Source organism: Rhodococcus sp. Eu-32 (assembly GCF_003336925.1).
Lineage (GTDB): Bacteria > Actinomycetota > Actinomycetes > Mycobacteriales > Mycobacteriaceae > Rhodococcoides > Rhodococcoides kyotonensis_B.
The window spans coordinates 24,811-41,741 of sequence record NZ_QGNK01000027.1 but is presented as its reverse complement, the minus strand read 5'-3'; the positions used below and the strand labels follow the sequence as shown (position 1 = coordinate 41,741).

The following is a 16,931-nucleotide window of genomic DNA, read 5'->3' as shown; positions in this document are numbered from 1 at the left end:
ACTAGGGCAGAGCGACGACAGAACTCCAGGAACGAACTCCGTCGGACAGGCACACCTGTCCGGTGGTGACGTTGACGGCAAGGCCTGCGCCCGCGTGGCACTGCACCCCTTCGTCTGCGGTCCCGACGAAAGTCTGACCACGGTCGAGCGACACGGCGAGGGCCAGAGCGCCCGTGTCGGGGGAGACGATGGACACCGAATCGGCGCCGGTCGACACCGCGGCGACGGTCCCCGACTTGGTTTCCGCTGCGGCGACGCCACCGCCGCCTGCCAGTCCGAGGGCTGCGCCTCCGAGTTCGGCGCGCGCGAACGCGACGCCGTCGAGTGCGCGGGCGTAGGCGTTCGACGTGCCGTCGGTCTGCACTCCGCACGCCGACTTCCCCTCGAGCGCCGTGCTCTGTGCACCCGGTGTACAGACGAGATCCGTCGCCGACGCGGTACCGGGCGTCAGCAGTGCCGCGGCGATTCCGAGCACCGCAACTGGACCCGCCATCGCGGCCATCCGCTTGAATTCCCCGACGATCCCCACCACGACAAACCTTCCGCTGCTCATCGGTTGTCCCTTGCGTTTGGATTCTGCCACTACTGGGGATGAGATACCGGGTCTACGGACAGAAGAAGTACGAACCGTCGAGCAGCCGGCGGAGCTCCATCGCAGAACAGGGATGGCATTGATCGATTCTTCGACGGATATTCGCCGAGTTGTCGTGGTAGTACCGGTTCACGACGAAGAAGAACTACTGCCAGCGTGTCTGGACGCGCTCGCCGACGGCCGGGCCCAGGTCCCCGACCTCGACGTATTCACGGTCGTCGTGCTGGATTCGTGTTCCGACGGGTCCGAGTCGATCGCGCGTCGCTGGGCGGACGGGTCGGGCGACCGATCGGTGAGGTCCGTCTCGGCATGCAATGTCGGTGTCGCGCGCGCGGCCGGCTTCCACGGTCGAGCTGCGTCGCCGGACACGTGGTTCGCGACGACCGATGCCGACAGCGTGACTCGGCCCGATTGGTTGGCGTCACAAATCGCCCATGCCCGGCGCGGAGCCGGGGCCGTCGCCGGAACGGTCCGCGTCGACCTCGACGGACTGCCTGCCGCGGTGGCCGCTGCCTACCGGTCCGGATACCGCGAGCATGCAGGCCACCGCCACGTGCACGGCGCGAACCTCGGTGTCCGTGCCGATGTGTACCGACGCGTCGGCGGCTTCGGGCCGCTGCGCACCGACGAGGACGTCGACCTGGTTCGACGGCTGGAGCAGGCCGGGATTCCGGTGCTGTACGCGTGCGATTCACCGGTGTCCACGTCGAACCGGCTGTTCGGGCGCGCTCCCGACGGGTTTGCGGCACATCTTCGTTCGCTCGACGCGGCGGTCCCGCAATGATCGACCGCCTTCGAGAATTCTTCGACGCCCCCCTTCCCCTCCCCGGCTCGGGGCGCACCGAAGAGCGGTGGGATCGGCTGGCGGCGCTGAGCCGCGAAGATACCGTGCTCGGACGGTTCGCCGAGGCTCATGCGGACGCGCTCGCGATCCTCGCCGAGCTGGGCGGGCCGCAACCGCGCCGCGGACAGATCTGGGGTGTCTGGGCAGCCGAGCCACCGTCGCCGGTTCTGGGGGCCGACGAGACGTCGGACGGGTGGACACTGACCGGGGTCAAGCCGTGGTGCTCGGGAGCGCACCTGTGCACCGACGCCCTGGTGACGGCGCGCGTCGGCGATCGACGCAGGCTGTTCGCCGTCGATCTCACTCAGCCTGCGTGCTCGCCGATTCCGGATACGTGGCACGCAGTGGGTATGGCGGACAGCGACTCCGGCCATGTTCGATTCGACGGCGCCCGTGCACACCCCGTGGGTGAACCGGGCGCCTATCTCGAACGGCCCGGGTTCTGGCACGGCGCGATTGGTGTCGCCGCCTGTTGGTTCGGCAGCGCCTGCGGCGTCGCCGACACCCTGCACGCCGCGGTCCGATCAGGTGCCGACGCCCATGCCGCGGCCCATCTGGGTGCCGTCGCCGCGGGACTGAGCGCCGCATCGAGCACGCTGAAAGTTGCTGCAGCCGAGATCGATTCGGACCCGTTCGACTACGACGGCCGAGGCAGGCTACGCGCCAGGACAGTTCGTGCGGTCGTGGAGAACGCCGCCTCCGATTGCATCGATCGGGTCGGCCGCGCGCTCGGCGCAGGACCGTTGTGCATCGACGCCGCGCACGCACGCCGCGTGGCGGATCTGACCGTCTACCTTCGCCAGTCGCACGCGGAGAGAGACCTCGCCGCGTTGGGTGAGGACGTCGCCGAGGAGAAGAGTCCGTGGTAGAGGAGTCGTTCGACGGTTCGGAAGCCGGCACACCCGAATCCGTCTGGCGCGCATGGCAACACACGTACCCGGCTGCGGATCTCGCGGGGTGCCGCGACATGGTCGTCGTCGCACCGCATCCCGACGACGAGATTCTCGGCGTCGGCGGACTCGTGTCCACCGCGTCGGCGGCAGGCATCGACGTACGCATCGTGGCGGTCACCGACGGCGGCGGCTCGCACGAGGGTTCTCCCACCGTGACGAGGGAACACCTGATCGCCGAACGGCCCGAGGAGTCGCGTCGAGCGCTGACGCAGCTGGGTGTCGAGGCCGAACCGATCCGCCTCGGTATCCCGGACGGCGACGTAGCCGCGCACGAGAACGATGTCGCCGACGCAGTGGCCCGCGTCCTCACACCAGAAAGTTGGTGCCTCACGACGTGGCGAGGGGACCGCCATCCCGACCACGAGGCCACCGCCCGAGCCTGCCTGGCGGCCGCGTCGCGCACCGGAGTCCGCGTCGTCGAATATCCGGTGTGGATGTGGCACTGGGCTCGTCCCGACCATCCCGACGTACCGTGGGATCGAGCGCACGCCGTCGCTCTCGAGCCGCACGTTCTTGCCGCGAAAAAAGCTGCGGTGCAGGAGTTTCGGACGCAGATCGCACCGCTCTCGGAGCATCCCGCCGATCGAGCGGTGCTGCCACCGCACGTACTCGACCGACTCCTGCGACCGTACGAGGTGATCTTCCTGTGAGCGTGCCACCGGCCTACTTCGACGGCGTGTACGCCGAAGGCGAGGACCCGTTCGGTCTCGGCTCGAGCTGGTACGAGGATCGCAAGTACACGATCACGATGGCGTCGTTACCGCGTCAGCGCTATCGCCGCGCCCTCGAACCGGGATGCTCCGTCGGTGTGCTCACCGAACGGTTGGCCGCGAGGTGCGACGTTCTGGTGTCCACCGACGTCGTCGATCCACCGATTCGGACGGCCAGGGCACGCGTCGAGTCACCGCACGTGCATTTCGTGACATGGTCGCTGGCCGACAGCTGGGAGAGCGTCGGCACGGGGTTCGACCTGATCGTGCTCAGCGAGGTGGGTTACTACCTCGACGAGACCGATCTACGACGCGCACTCGACGAGTGCGTCCGGCACCTCGAACCGGGCGGAACGCTCGTCGCCGTGCATTGGCGTCATCCTGTGGCGGACTACCCGCTCACCGGGGACCAGGTGCACGACGCCGTCGCGGACACCGTCGGACTCTCGCGTCTCGGCGGGTACGTCGACGAGGATTTCGTCCTCGAAGTCTTCACCGCGTGGCAGCCCACGGAGACACAGCCCTCGGAGACGAGGCCCTCGTCGATCGCTCGCGCCGAAGGCCTCGTCTGACGCCGCTACACCACGTTCGGTGCGATCAGCAGGTGCACGAACCGCATCTTCTCCATGACCGCGGGCGGCAGCACGAACGGGTACAGATCCTGGTGGCCCATCGACCGGTTGATCTGGTTGAGCGCCCAGGACAGCGGGAGCCACCACTCGATGATCTGCTCGAACCCGATGTCGCCCGGCAGCGCGCTGTCCAGCGTCGATCCCGCGGGCGCCATCGCGAACGCCGCCGCGGTGTCGAGGGTGTCGCGGATGTGCAGATAGTGCGCGAACGTTTCGGCCCAGTCCTCGGCCGGATGCATCGTCGCGTACGACGAGACGTAGTCGTCTTCCCAGTTCTCGGGCGCGCCCTCGCTGTAATGCCGGTCGAGCGCAGCCTGGTAGTCGGTGTCGGGGTCGCCGAACAGTTCCTCGAACCGTGCGCGATGCTCACCCGTCCCGACCAACACCATCTGGTAGAAGTGGCCGATCTCGTGTCGGAAGTGACCGACGAGGGTTCGATACGGTTCCGCCATCGACACCCGAAGCTGCTCGCGGTGGACGTCGTCGCCCTCGGCGAGGTCGAGGGTGATCAGTCCGTTGGCGTGACCCGTCATCACCTGCTGGTCGGCGCTGGACAACAGATCGAAGGCAAGTCCGGTCTCGGGGTCGGCGTCACGGCCGATGATCGGTAGACCGAGCTCGGTCAGTTCGAGAACGACGCGACGCTTGTTCGTCTCGGCGTCGGCGTACGCGACCATTGCGTCGAGGTCGTCGTCGGCAGGCCGTGTCCGCGTGAGCCTGCACGAGATACACAGCTCCTCGCCCTCGGAGGTGTCGACGAGCCAGTTGCACCGAGCGGTGTCGAGGTTGGCGCAGACTCGCCACGTCGTGCCGTCGACGTCGACTTCCGCTGCACCGTCCTCCGACTTGTCCGGCAGCACGAGCATCGCTCTCGACGGCAGGTGGAACCCGAGCGCACTCTGGCAGCTCAGGCACAAGGAGTTCTCGAACGACAGCTTCTGACCACACTTGCGGCAGATCAAATCACGCATGCTTTCCGACTTTCGTTCCGCACAGACTCCCGCGACGGCGCTGCGCCGACGCATGAACAAGACCCTCCGACCGATCTATGCTGTCCTGCGAATACACGAATACTTGCAGGCAGCCCCGCACACGATACCGATGTGGAAGCAATTCGGAGTGGCGGCGGTTGGGTTGTCTGCGCGGGTTTTCCCGGACTGCACGTAACCGAAACCGATCGAGGGGAAACCGTCACCGATGGCAGACATGACACCGACGATGTCCCCGGTTCGCAGGCTCGCTCAGCGGCTCGGCGAATCACGCGGCGCCAGGAACAGCGAAACCTTGGCCGCCGGATTTCTTCTCGCAGCGACACTTCTGGCGTTGCTGTGGGCCAACTCGCCGTTCGGCGACACCTACGACACTTTCTGGCACACCGAGTTGTCGATCTCGATCGGCGGTCACGGAATCTCCCTTGACCTCGCCCACTGGGTCAACGACGGCTTGATGGCCCTGTTCTTCTTCGTGGTCGGCCTCGAGGTCAAACGCGAATTCGCGATGGGCGAGCTGACCGACCGCTCGCGCGCGAGCATCCCGATCGTCGCCGCCCTCGCCGGACTCGCGGTGCCCGCCGTGTTGTTCCTGCTGCTGAACCCGTCCGGCGAAGCGGCAGGTGCGTGGGGCGTCGTCATCTCGACCGACACCGCATTCGTTCTCGGCGCGCTCGCCGTCGTCGGACCCAAGAAGGCGGCGCGCCTGCGCATCTTCCTGCTGACGCTCGCCGTCGCAGACGACGTCGGCGCGCTTGCAATCATCGCGTTCTTCTACACCGACGACCTCGACATCGGTGCGCTCGCACTGGCATTCGTCGGACTCGCAGCGATCGCGCTGCTGCGCAAACTCCAAGTATGGCGCGGCATCAGTTATTTCGTCGTTTCGGTCGCCACCTGGGTCGCGTTCTACGAATCGGGTGTTCACCCGACGCTCGCCGGCGTCATGATCGCATTGATTCTTCCGGTCTACCCGCCGCGTCGACGCGAGGTCGAGCGCGCCGCCGATCTGACCCGCGCGTTCCGTCAGTCACCGAACCCGGAGTACGCGCGGGCCGCGAGACTCGGCTTGGATCAAGCGGTTTCGGTCAACGAACGTCTCATGCGGCTGTACCAGCCGTACACCGCGTTCATCATCGTGCCGATCTTCGCGCTGGCCAACGCAGGCGTTCCACTGAGCGGCGAGACGCTCCGGGCTGCCGCCACGTCCCCGTTGACGTGGGGAATCGTCGTCGGTCTCGTCCTCGGAAAGCTCATCGGCATCACCGGTGCCGCAGCGATCTTCTCGAAGATTCGTCCCGACGCCCTCGCACCGGGACTCACGTTGTCGCACATCGCGGGCGGTGCCGCACTGTCCGGAATCGGGTTCACGATCTCGCTGTTCATCGTCGACCTGGCTCTCGACGACGAACTGCTCGCCGACGAGGCCCGCGTGGGCGTCCTGGCCGCGTCGGTCATCGCTGCCGCTCTGGGGTGGTTGTTGTTCCGTATCGACGAACGAGTCCACCCGCCGCGTAAAGAGATGTCGCACAAGATCCTTCGAGGCGTGGACCCGAAACGCGATCACATTCGCGGCCCCGTCGACGCACCGCTGACCATCGTCGAGTACGGCGACTTCGAATGTCCGTTCTGCAGCAAGGCGACCGGCAGCATCAAGGAAGTGCGAGCACACTTCGGTGACGACGTGCGCTACATCTTCCGCCATCTGCCGCTCGACGACTACCACCCGCATGCGCGGTACGCCGCTCAGGCGAGCGAAGCGGCTGCGGCACAGGGAAAGTTCTGGGAGATGGCGGACGTGCTGTTCACCAACAGCGACGCACTGTTGCCCGAGGACATCGACCGCTACGCCGAAGAACTCGGTCTCGACATGGAGCGGTTCGAGGAAGACCTACGCACCGGCGACTACGTGGTCCGCGTCGAGGACGACGAGCTCGACGCCAAATCCAGCGACGTCGAGGGAACTCCGACGTTCTATCTCGGCATCGGCGACAAGGATCTGATCCGGCACACCGGACCGTACGACGCCGCGTCGCTCATCCGGGAGTTGGAGGTGGCGCGGACGGTCTAGCCGCTACTCGACGCGATTGCCCTGTTCGTCCCAATGCTCGGCGACTTTCTTCGACGGCTGTACGCGAGGAGGTTCGCCGGGCATCTTGGGATAGTCCGGCGGAAAGTTGAGCTCTCCCCCGGGCAACGTCTCCCACAGGTGCAGAAGCGGTTCCAGCGAGTAGGACTCGCCGTCCATGTCCTCCCACGGATCCCCGTCGGCCAGGTAGTCGCGCACGGTGACGATGTTGTAGTCGCGGGGATCGGTGACGGACTTCAGGTGGTCCCACGTCATCGGCGTGCTGACGGGCGCCCCCGACTTGGCCCGAAGGCTCCACGCACTCGCGATGGTGCGGTCGCGGTTGTTCTGGTTGAAGTCGAGGAAGATGCGTTCTCCGCGTTCCTCTTTCCACCACTTCGTCGTGACGCCGTCGTCGCGGCGTTCGAGTTCGCGTCCGAGTCCGATGGCCGCGTGCCGCACCTGCTCGAACGTGTACTCCGGCCTGATGCGGACGTAGATGTGAATTCCCCTGTTGCCGCTCGTCTTCGGGTAGCCGCGTAGCCCCAGTTCCTCGAGGAGCTCGCGGGTCACCTCGGCCACGCGTTGGGCGTCGGCGAACGTGGTGCCGGGCTGCGGGTCGAGGTCGAGGCGCAGTTCGTCGGGCTTGTCGACCTCCGGGCGTCGAACCGGCCACGGGTGAAACGTCAACGTGCCCATCTGTGCCGCCCACACCAACGCCGCCGATTCGCGCGGGCACAGCTCGTCCGCGGACCGGCCGCTGGGAAACTTGATCCCGACGGTCTCGATCCAGTCGGGAGCGCCTTTCGGCAGTCGCTTCTGATAGAAACCGTCGCCCTCACGATCCTGCGGTCCGACGGCGAGTCGCATGCCCTCCCGGTAGCCGTCGGGCCAGCGTTCCATCGCCGTCGGACGGTCTCCGATGGCACGGATCATCGGTTCACCGACGGACGCGAAGTATTCGCACACCTGAACTTTCGTGATCTCGGGCGTGCGCTCGGTGGCCTCGTAGATGACGCGGTCCGGACTCGACACTCGGACCTCGCGTCCACCGGCCTCGACGTATGCGGGCGGAGTCTTCGACGGCATCAGTGTCCTCCCGCGATGACGTCCGCGACGTCGTAACTTGCCGGCACTTCCAGTTGGTCGTAGGTGCAGGACGTCGGCTCACGGTCCGGACGCCAGCGCAGGAACCGTGCCGCGTGCCGCAGCCGTTCCCCTTCCATCTGGTCGTACGCCACCTCGACGACGCGCTCGATGCGCAGCGGCACCCAGCTGCGGTCCTTGTTCGACGTCCACCGGTTGGGTTCGGCGGACTTCGGGTCCTCGCCGGTGCGCAGTGGCTGCAGCTCTTCGAGCAGTTCGACGCGCCGCTTGTCGGTGAACGCCGACGCCCCACCGATCATGCGAAGTTGGTCGCCGTCGTACAGGCCGAGAAGCAGCGATCCGATTCCGTTGCCGGACTTGTGCACTCGATATCCGATGAGCGCGCAATCGGCCGTCCGCGCATGCTTGACCTTGATCATCTCGCGCTTGTTCGGCAGGTAGACGCCTTCGAGCTTCTTCGCGACGACACCGTCGAGGCCTGCGCCTTCGAACTGTTCCAGCCATCGCTCCCCGGTGGCCGCGTCGTCGGTCGCGCTGGTGACCTGGCATCGATCGCCGCCGGAGGCCGCGTCGAGCATGCGCCTGCGGCGTTCGTCGAACGGCGTGTTCATCAGGTCGTCGGACCCGAGCGCCAGGAGATCGAACGCGACGAACATCGACGGAGTCTTCTCCGCCAACATGTTCACGCGGCTCTCCGCGGGATGGATCCGCTCGGACAACGCGTCCCAGTCGAGACGCGTGCGGCCGTCGATCTCACGGGGCACGACGATCTCCCCGTCGACCACGATCCGTTCGGGAAGTTCGCGCTTGATGTCGGCCACCAGTTCGGGAAAGTAGCGCGCCAGATCCTTGCCGCCACGCGATCCGAGAATCACCTCGTCCCCGTCGCGGAAGACGATCGCGCGGAAGCCGTCCCACTTCGGCTCGTACGACCACTGGGCCGGGCCGTCCGCGGGCTGCGGAGGCACCGCTTTCGCAGCTTTCGCGAGCATCGGTTGCAGAGGCCATTCCACCGGTAGGTCCACGACCTCAATACTGCCCCATCGCTCCGACACCGTCGCTGCAAACGGAATCGAACCGACGGGTTGGACGTCGGTGATGCTTTCGGGCGGTTGGTCGGATATTTTTGTTGCGCCCGTCAACGAAAGCACTCACAGCTAGGAACGATCGATGACTCACTTCGGCCGAACGCTTCGTGGTGCTGCCCTCGGCGCATCCGCCTGTGCGTTGCTGATTCTCACCGCCTGCGGTTCCGACGTCACTCCCCGTGCCGTTCCGGCCGACGACCTCGGCGCGATCGCCACGTCGACGACGTCCACCACGTCCGAACGCCCGAGCACACCTCCCGGACAGCAGGGTGAGGACATCGGTGGCGACGTCGACATCGACGTCGAGATCGGCGACTGCGTCGAACTCGGGGGAACGATGTCCGACGCGACGATCGACAACGCGACGTGCGGAAGCCAGGAATCCAACTACAAGGTGATCGCCAAGGTGCCGACCGGTGACCAGTGCTCGCCCGACGCCGATCAGTACTACTACGAGACGTACGGGGGCGTCGAGCAGGGCGCGCTGTGCCTGGACGTGGACTGGGTGATCGGCGGTTGCATGGAGCTCTCCGGTGACGATCCGCTGCGCGCCGACTGCACCAGCCCCGGCAGCAACACGGTGCGCGTGGTCGAGATTCTGCCGAACACCACCGATGTCAACCAGTGCTCCGACCCGGCAGACAGTGGTTACGCTTACTCGGATCGCAACTTCATGGTGTGTGTCGAGGAGTTGTAACCAGGTGTGAGCAGCGCAGTGTCGATACCGCTTGCGTCCGCGCGCGGGCGCTGGATCGTCGCTGCCACGGTGCTGGGCTCGTCGCTCGCGATGCTCGACGCCACCGTCGTCAATGTCGCACTGCCCGCGATCGGCCGTGATCTCGGATCCGGAGTGGCCGGATTGCAGTGGACGGTCAGTGGTTACACGTTGTCGCTCGCGTCGCTGATCCTGCTCGGCGGATCGCTCGGTGATCGGCTCGGCCGCCGCAGGGTGTTCGTCTGGGGCACCGTCTGGTTCGCGATCGCCTCCATCCTGTGTGGGCTCGCGCCCAGCATCGAAGTGCTCGTCGCCGCGCGTGTACTGCAGGGTGTCGGTGCGGCGCTGCTGACGCCGGGCAGCCTCGCGTTGATCTCCGCGTCCATCGACTCCGACGATCGCGGCGCTGCCATCGGTGCGTGGTCCGGACTCGGTGGGGTGGCGTCGGCGATCGGGCCGTTGCTGGGCGGCTGGCTCGTCGAGGTCGCGGGATGGCGATCGGTGTTCCTGCTCAACATCCCGCTGGCGATCGCCGTCGTGTGGGTCGCCGTGAAACATGTTCCGGAAAGCCGAGATCGGAACGCCGAGGGCCGTCTCGATCTCCTCGGGGCCGCGGTGGTGGCCGTCGCGCTCGGGCTGCTGACGTACGGGTTCATCGCGTCGGAGTGGATCGTCGTCGGGTTCGGTGTCGTGGGGGTCGCCGCGTTCTTCGTCGTCGAGGCCAGATCGCGGAACCCTCTCGTGCCGCCGTCGCTCTTCTCGTCGCGTGTGTTCCTGGCCGCGAATCTCGTGACGCTCGCCGTCTACGCGGCGCTGGGCGGGGTCTTCTTCCTGCTCGTGCTGCAACTCCAATTGGCACTGGGCTACTCGCCCATCGCGGCAGGCGTCGCGACACTGCCGATCACCGTGCTGATGTTGTTGCTGTCGGCGAGGACCGGACGCATCGCGCAGCGGATCGGCCCGCGCATCCCGATGACGATCGGTCCGCTCGTCGCCGCCGCGGGACTTCTGCTGATGCTGCGAATCTCGCCCGGTGCGTCGTACGTCCTCGACGTCCTTCCTGCCGTCGCCGTGTTCGGTCTCGGCCTGTCCTTGCTCGTCGCGCCGCTGACCGGGGCAGTGCTGGGGGCGGTCTCGACCGACCGTGCCGGTATCGCCTCCGGCGTCAACAACGCCGTCGCCCGGACGAGCCAGCTGCTGGCCGTTGCGGCGCTCCCCGGTCTCGCGGGGATATCGGGTGTCGACGATGACGACCCGACACTGTTCTCGAACGGATTCCACACCGCGATGGTCATCTGCGCGGTCCTGCTCGTCGTCGGTGCCGCGATTGCAGCCGTCATGATCCGCGGCGAACGCAGGTCGGATCCCGAGTCCATGGAATGCCACGCGCGGTGCGATATGTCGTCACCGGCCGTGAGCCCGTCGGAACACCGTTAGGGTCAAGACTGGATACAGCCCATCCGCGATAGGTCAGGAGAGTCATGTCGACCGAGAACGAGTCACCGGACGTCAAGCCGCGCAGCCGCGATGTCACCGACGGCCTCGAGAAGACCGCGGCCCGCGGCATGTTGCGTGCCGTCGGAATGGGCGACGACGACTGGACCAAGTCGCAGATCGGCGTCGCCTCGTCGTGGAACGAGATCACCCCGTGCAATCTGTCGCTGGAACGACTCGCGAAAGCAGTCAAGGAGGGCGTGCACGCGGCGGGTGGGTACCCGCTGGAATTCGGCACGATCTCGGTGTCCGACGGCATTTCGATGGGCCACGAGGGCATGCATTTCTCCCTTGTCTCACGTGAGGTGATCGCCGACAGCGTCGAGACCGTCATGAGCGCCGAACGGCTCGACGGTTCGGTTCTACTCGCCGGGTGTGACAAGTCGCTGCCCGGAATGCTGATGGCCGCAGCCCGTTTGGACCTCGCGAGCGTGTTCCTGTACGCGGGATCCACGCTGCCCGGTTTCGCGACCCTGTCCGACGGCAGCGAGCACCAGGTGACGATCATCGACGCCTTCGAAGCCGTCGGTGCTTGCTCGCGCGGCCTGATGTCCCGCGCCGACGTCGACACGATCGAACGCGCCATCTGCCCCGGTGAGGGCGCGTGCGGCGGCATGTACACCGCCAACACGATGGCCAGCGCGGCCGAAGCGCTCGGAATGTCGTTGCCCGGCAGCGCATCTCCTCCTGCACCCGATCGTCGACGTGACCAGTTCGCGCACGCGAGCGGCGAGGCCGTCGTCGAACTGCTCCGACGCGGAATCACGGCGCGAGACATTTTGACGAAGGAAGCATTCGAGAACGCCATCGCGGTCGTCATGGCGTTCGGCGGGTCGACCAACGCGGTGCTGCACCTGCTCGCGATCGCTCACGAGGCGGAGGTCGAACTGAGCCTCGACGACTTCACCCGGGTCGGCTCGCGTGTCCCGCACCTCGCGGACGTCAAACCGTTCGGCAAGCACGTCATGACCGACGTCGACGCCATCGGCGGAGTGCCCGTCGTCATGAAGGCGCTGCTCGACGCGGGGCTGATGCACGGTGATTGCCTGACCGTCACCGGAAAGACCGTCGCGGAGAACCTCGCTCACATCGCGCCGCCGGACCCGGACGGAAAGGTGTTGCGCGCCATGAACGAACCTATCCATCCGACCGGCGGCATCACCATCTTGAAGGGTTCACTCGCCCCCGGCGGAGCCGTCGTCAAGTCGGCCGGATTCGACTCCGACGTGTTCACCGGCACCGCACGGGTTTTCGAGCGCGAACGCGCCGCGATGGACGCGCTCGCCGACGGCACCATCTCCGCGGGCGATGTCGTGGTCATCCGCTACGAAGGCCCCAAGGGCGGCCCCGGTATGCGCGAGATGCTCGCCATCACCGGCGCGATCAAGGGAGCCGGACTGGGCAAGGACGTTCTGCTTCTCACCGACGGCCGATTCTCGGGCGGAACGACGGGACTGTGCGTCGGGCATGTGGCGCCGGAAGCCGTCGACGCCGGGCCTATCGCGTTCGTTCGCGACGGTGACCGCATCCGCCTCGACGTTGCCGAGGGAACCCTCGACGTGCTCGTCGACGACGCGGAACTCGAAGCGCGCAAACAGGGTTGGGCTCCGCTTCCTCCGCGCTACACGCGAGGAGTGTTGGCGAAGTACTCCAAGCTCGTGGGCTCGGCGTCGAACGGGGCTGTGCTGATCTAGCGGGCTCCCGCTCGTCGGCATCGACTCCCGCTCGTCGGCATCGATGGACCGCGGCAACTGTCTAACGGCTATCGCGTGCCATCGATGCCGGAAGGGGTTCTGCATCGATGGACCGCGGCAACTGTCTAACGGTTACCGCGTGCCATCGATGCCGGAAAGGGGACTACAGCGGCATCGCCCACATCGAGCTCGACCGCTCCTGAATCTCGGTGTCGTGACGGTGCCGAGAGTCGGCGTATTGGTAGATGTTCAGCTGCCCGGGCCTGTTGACGGGTCTCGGCGCCCGACGCATGACGGGGAGTTCGGCGAGGTCGAGTGCCGCGTCGAGTTCCTCCTCCGCGAGTTCGCGCCTCCTGCGGGCGATGTCGGCAAGCGCCAGCTGGTGGATGGTGACGCGGTCACCGTGGTCGGCGAGCCGCGTCTCCGTCTTCTCCGCCGCTTCGAGTTCGAACACCTTCGCCGCGAGCTGGTAGATGCTCGGGCGTGAGAGTTCGTCGTCGACAAGCGATTCCGCCACGGGCGGGCTCGGTGCCGACGGTTGCCCCAGCATCTCCTCCAACTCGGCGATCTCGTGAGCGACTCCCTCGTCGACGATCGGCGTCACCGTCACGACCCGACGCTCCCGCGACGCCGGTAGAAGGATTGCCACCAGCACTGCGCCGACTCCGAACACCACCGTCGCGATCACCGACGTGTGGCTGACGGCGGCAGCATAGGCCTCGACCGCGGTGACCTCCAGCGAATCTGCGTAACCGGTCAGAAATGGGTTGTCCCGCAACATGTCTGCGACGATGACCGCCCCGGCCACCGAGTCGCTCGACGCCTCGACCGCCTGGGCCGCCTGCGCCGTCGGCTCACCGCTCGGCGTGCGGCCAGGGAAGTCTGCGAGAAAGTCGACGACGCCACCGCGGTAGGTCGTCGCCAGAACCGAACCGAGGATCGCGATTCCGAGCGAACCCCCGAGTTCCAGTGCCGTGTCGTTGAGTCCGCCCGCAACGCCGAGCTTACCGTCGGGAAACTGCGCCATGATCGCGTCCGTGCACGGGGACACGCTGAGCCCGATCGCGAGGCCGAGCATCGTCAGCGCCGGGAGAAAGTCGACATACGTTGCGTCGGAACGCGTTCCGATCATCGTGCAGACGGCGACAGTGCCGAGCACCATCCCTGCCGTCACGGTGTACTTCATGCCGAGCCGGGGCGTCAGCAACTCGGTGATACCGGATCCCACGAACACCGCGAGAGCAAGCGGGAGCAGGTGAATTCCCGTCGACACGGGCCCGGAGCCGAGTACGAACTGAAGATGTTGTGCAACATAGTAGATCGCGCCGAAGGTGACGAGAAAGAACAGCAGGACCGCGAGGACGGAGCCGGAGAGCACGCGGGAGCGAAACGCGCGGACGTCGAGCAGCGGGTTGGGGTGTCGCAGTTCCCACGCGACGAACGCCGCCGCTCCGAGAACGCCGATCACAGCGAAATAGACCGGCCCGACGTTCCATCCGAAGTGCGATCCCTCGATGATCGAGTAGACGGTCGCCGACACGGTGAGCACCGACAGGACACCGCCGAGCCAGTCGATCCGCCCGGTGTCCGCGGCGCGCGACGGCGGAACGACGAGCACCGCCGCGACGATCGCGAAGACCGTGATCGGCACGTTGAGCAGGAAACTCGAACCCCACCAATAGCTTTCGAGGAGCCATCCGGCGAGCAACGGACCCATCGCGATCGCCAATCCCGACGTCGCCGCCCAGATGGTCACGGCCGTCGCCCGCTCGTGCTTCGGGAACGTGGCCACCAGAAGCGACAGCGTGGCAGGCATGACCACGGCGGCAGCGACGCCCATGACGATGCGGGCGAGTACGACACCTGCCGTCGCCTCCGTCAATGCACCCGCGAGCGATCCGGCGGTGAACATCATCAATCCGATGAGCAGTGCGCCGCGTCGGCTGTACCGATCTCCGATCACACCGAACAGCAGCATCAGTGCCGCGTACGGGACGGTGTATCCGTCGATGACCCACTGGAGGTCCGCGCTGCTGAGGTCGAGATCCACCGTCATCGCCGGAGCCGCGACGAGAAGGGAGGTGTTCGCCATGACGACGACCAGCAGACTCAGGCACAACACGCCCAGCGCTGCCCACCGTCCGGCGTACGGCTTCTCCATCTCGTGGACAGGCGTCATCGCAAGCAAAGTCATGTCTTCCCCCCAGAAGCACCGAAAGCTCAGAGGCACGAAGCCTATGGAGGGCGCGTCGACGCGTGCAAATCGGTGTGGTGGCCGTTACAGTGGCCGGTTACATCTCACTGCCGCAGCGGAATTCACGCCCCGTTCTTGTCACCGATCACAAACAACGACACTGCCCACCAACGACACCGCCCCCAACAACGAAGGGGCCGCCGCGTTGGAGTACCAACACGACGGCCCCTTCGGCCGTAAAACCCGCTACGGGATCGGGACGAATCCGGCTCCCACTGCGTTGCCTGCGTTGATCTGGCGCAGGATCGCATCGATGTTGGTACCGACCTGCGGGCCGAAGCACGCAACACCCAGGTATGCGTTGACCATTCCGACGAGCGTGGTGCCGACGACGACCGGGCTACCCGAGTCACCTTCGACGACGCACAGCTGCGACCAGGTTTCCTGCGACTGCAGGATGTCGCCGTAGGCGATACCGCACGTGTTACCGGTGGTGCGGCCTTCCTTGCACACGATGTTCGGGAACAGCGCGGGCGGACCGACCTGTGTGATGGTCACGTTGCCGACATGGTTGGTCGGGATGACCTTCGAACGGTCGAACTCGATGACCGCGAAGTCGTACTCCGGGTTGGAGAAGGCGATGCGTCCGACGACTCCTGCGCTCGGGTCGTACTCGGGGACGATGGTCGCGCCTGCGTTACCGCAGTGACCTGCCGTGAGGCCGACGAGACGACCCGACGAATCATTGCCGATGGTCGTCAGAGTGCACTCTGCGGCGCTGTCGACGATGATCCCGGATCCACCTCCGAGGACCGCCGGGGCTGCAGCAGATGCGGTCCCGACGCCGACGCTTGCCGCGACGGCTGCGGCGGCCACGGCGACGAGCATGAACTTCTTCAACATGAATTCCCTCTCCAGCGGTGTCCGCAGAACCCTAGCAATAACTGCGACCTCGGGACGACCATGTCGGTCAACGTTCTCGTCACGACTAGGGCATCGGTGTCCGTCTCGTTATCCGGCGCGGAGCAGCGATTCGTCCGGTTCGTTCGGTTCGTTCCTTCTACTGTGTGCCGCTTTCGAGGGCTGCGAGCATCGACTGCGCTTCCTCCAGCTGACGACTCAGCTCGGCCACTCGCTGCGCAGCTTCCTCCCTGGCATGGGAAATGACGGCCTCGACGGCCTGGACAGCGCTGTCGTAACCGAGCTCCCGAACGGCGCGCGAGACCGACTCGGGCGACACCGGCTGCGCCTTGCCCGGCCTGCGCGCTCCATGCGTGACCGTCACGGACCAGTCGTTGTCGGCGCCTGCATGAATGGTGACGCTGACGCTGTCCGGTCCCTTCTTCCCCTTCCGCGCGGACTGCGCGGCGGGTTTGGGTGACGCGGCGGGCTTGGAGACCTCGGCGGGCTTCGGCGTGGCCGGCTTCGGCGCCGCCGGCTTGGCCGCAGGCTTGGGCTTGGGTTCGGCCGCGGGCTCGGTCCATTCGGCGATCTCGGGCTTCGGCGCTGCGGGCGCAGCAGGCTTGGGAGCACCGCCGGGTGGGTTGCGCGTCATGCGGAGTTCGTCGGCCTCGAACGGAAGTTCGTCGTTGACACCCTTGGGACTGATCGTGACGGTGTTGCCCGCGATCGACACCACGCGTGCCGACGTACCTTCCGGCAGCCCGAGACTCGGCGTCGCCTCGATGAGATACACCGTCGCCCGCTTGCCTGCGGCGAGCGCATTCGCCAGCGTTTCGAGGTTCTCGGGCGTCAGGGACTCGTTCGCGGTCGAACGTCTACGCGGTGGCATCGGGCGAACCTCTCTCGAAAGTGTTTGCGAATACTGTCCCATACTCGCCGCACGTCGGC

The 16,931-nt window shown here is 66.4% G+C and carries 15 protein-coding genes; 8 read left to right on the top strand and 7 right to left on the bottom strand.

Going from position 1 to position 16,931, the window contains the following annotated elements:
* Window position 1: 1 nt before the first annotated feature.
* Complete coding sequence (locus DK926_RS23840; protein WP_084423816.1) at window positions 2–553, bottom strand: DUF6764 family protein; 552 nt, start codon at window positions 551–553, stop codon at window positions 2–4.
* 154 nt (window positions 554–707) lie between these two features.
* Here DK926_RS23840 and DK926_RS23835 point away from each other — a divergent pair, with 154 nt between their 5' ends.
* Genes DK926_RS23835 through DK926_RS27150 form a run of 4 tightly spaced genes read left to right on the top strand, consistent with a single transcriptional unit; the run spans window position 708 to window position 3,671 of the window.
* The gene (locus DK926_RS23835) at window positions 708–1,376 is read left to right on the top strand and encodes a glycosyltransferase (protein ID WP_347812655.1); all 669 of its coding nucleotides are present in this window, start codon (window positions 708–710) and stop codon (window positions 1,374–1,376) included.
* A complete protein-coding gene (locus tag DK926_RS23830) occupies window positions 1,373–2,305 on the top strand; it encodes an acyl-CoA dehydrogenase family protein (protein ID WP_114332449.1) in 933 nt (310 codons plus the stop codon). Before DK926_RS23835 ends, DK926_RS23830 begins: the two co-directional genes overlap by 4 nt.
* Entirely contained in the window at window positions 2,299–3,039 is a 741-nt protein-coding gene (locus DK926_RS27155) for a PIG-L family deacetylase (RefSeq protein ID WP_243636989.1), read from the top strand. The genes DK926_RS23830 and DK926_RS27155 overlap by 7 nt, the downstream gene beginning before the upstream one ends.
* A complete protein-coding gene (locus DK926_RS27150) occupies window positions 3,036–3,671 on the top strand; it encodes an SAM-dependent methyltransferase (protein ID WP_243636988.1) in 636 nt (211 codons plus the stop codon). Before DK926_RS27155 ends, DK926_RS27150 begins: the two co-directional genes overlap by 4 nt.
* A 5-nt stretch (window positions 3,672–3,676) precedes the next feature.
* On the opposite strand, the gene DK926_RS23820 is transcribed toward DK926_RS27150, so the two are convergent.
* Entirely contained in the window at window positions 3,677–4,702 is a 1,026-nt protein-coding gene (locus DK926_RS23820) for a putative zinc-binding metallopeptidase (protein ID WP_114332462.1), read from the bottom strand.
* Window positions 4,703–4,928: 226 nt separating this feature from the next.
* Between DK926_RS23820 and nhaA the strand changes: the two genes are divergently transcribed.
* Complete coding sequence (gene nhaA / locus DK926_RS23815; protein WP_068427353.1) at window positions 4,929–6,791, top strand: Na+/H+ antiporter NhaA; 1,863 nt, start codon at window positions 4,929–4,931, stop codon at window positions 6,789–6,791.
* 3 nt (window positions 6,792–6,794) lie between these two features.
* Here nhaA and DK926_RS23810 read toward each other — a convergent pair whose 3' ends face one another.
* The gene (locus DK926_RS23810) at window positions 6,795–7,877 is read right to left on the bottom strand and encodes a DNA polymerase domain-containing protein (RefSeq protein WP_114332447.1); all 1,083 of its coding nucleotides are present in this window, start codon (window positions 7,875–7,877) and stop codon (window positions 6,795–6,797) included.
* Window positions 7,877–8,920 carry an ATP-dependent DNA ligase gene (locus tag DK926_RS23805; RefSeq protein ID WP_114332461.1) on the bottom strand — a complete coding sequence of 348 codons (1,044 nt, stop codon included), beginning with the start codon at window positions 8,918–8,920 and terminating at the stop codon, window positions 7,877–7,879. Before DK926_RS23805 ends, DK926_RS23810 begins: the two co-directional genes overlap by 1 nt.
* Before the next feature lie 145 nt (window positions 8,921–9,065).
* Here DK926_RS23805 and DK926_RS23800 point away from each other — a divergent pair, with 145 nt between their 5' ends.
* Genes DK926_RS23800 through ilvD form a run of 3 tightly spaced genes read left to right on the top strand, consistent with a single transcriptional unit; the run spans window position 9,066 to window position 12,886 of the window.
* Window positions 9,066–9,680 carry a hypothetical protein gene (locus tag DK926_RS23800; protein WP_114332446.1) on the top strand — a complete coding sequence of 205 codons (615 nt, stop codon included), beginning with the start codon at window positions 9,066–9,068 and terminating at the stop codon, window positions 9,678–9,680.
* Window positions 9,681–9,686: 6 nt separating this feature from the next.
* A complete protein-coding gene (locus tag DK926_RS23795) occupies window positions 9,687–11,135 on the top strand; it encodes an MFS transporter (RefSeq protein ID WP_114332445.1) in 1,449 nt (482 codons plus the stop codon).
* A gap of 44 nt (window positions 11,136–11,179) precedes the next feature.
* Window positions 11,180–12,886 carry a dihydroxy-acid dehydratase gene (ilvD, locus tag DK926_RS23790; RefSeq protein ID WP_068427291.1) on the top strand — a complete coding sequence of 569 codons (1,707 nt, stop codon included), beginning with the start codon at window positions 11,180–11,182 and terminating at the stop codon, window positions 12,884–12,886.
* Between the two features lie 163 nt (window positions 12,887–13,049).
* Here the strand turns inward: ilvD and DK926_RS23785 are convergent, their stop codons facing one another.
* The 3 genes from DK926_RS23785 to DK926_RS23775 form a co-directional block, all read right to left on the bottom strand.
* Window positions 13,050–15,080, bottom strand: coding sequence for an MFS transporter (locus DK926_RS23785; protein ID WP_114332444.1), 2,031 nt, complete (start codon window positions 15,078–15,080; stop codon window positions 13,050–13,052).
* Between the two features lie 246 nt (window positions 15,081–15,326).
* Window positions 15,327–15,983, bottom strand: coding sequence for a peptidase S1 family protein (locus tag DK926_RS23780; RefSeq protein WP_068427293.1), 657 nt, complete (start codon window positions 15,981–15,983; stop codon window positions 15,327–15,329).
* A 157-nt stretch (window positions 15,984–16,140) separates the two neighbouring features.
* A complete protein-coding gene (locus DK926_RS23775) occupies window positions 16,141–16,872 on the bottom strand; it encodes a DUF6319 family protein (protein ID WP_114332443.1) in 732 nt (243 codons plus the stop codon).
* Window positions 16,873–16,931: the final 59 nt, after the last annotated feature.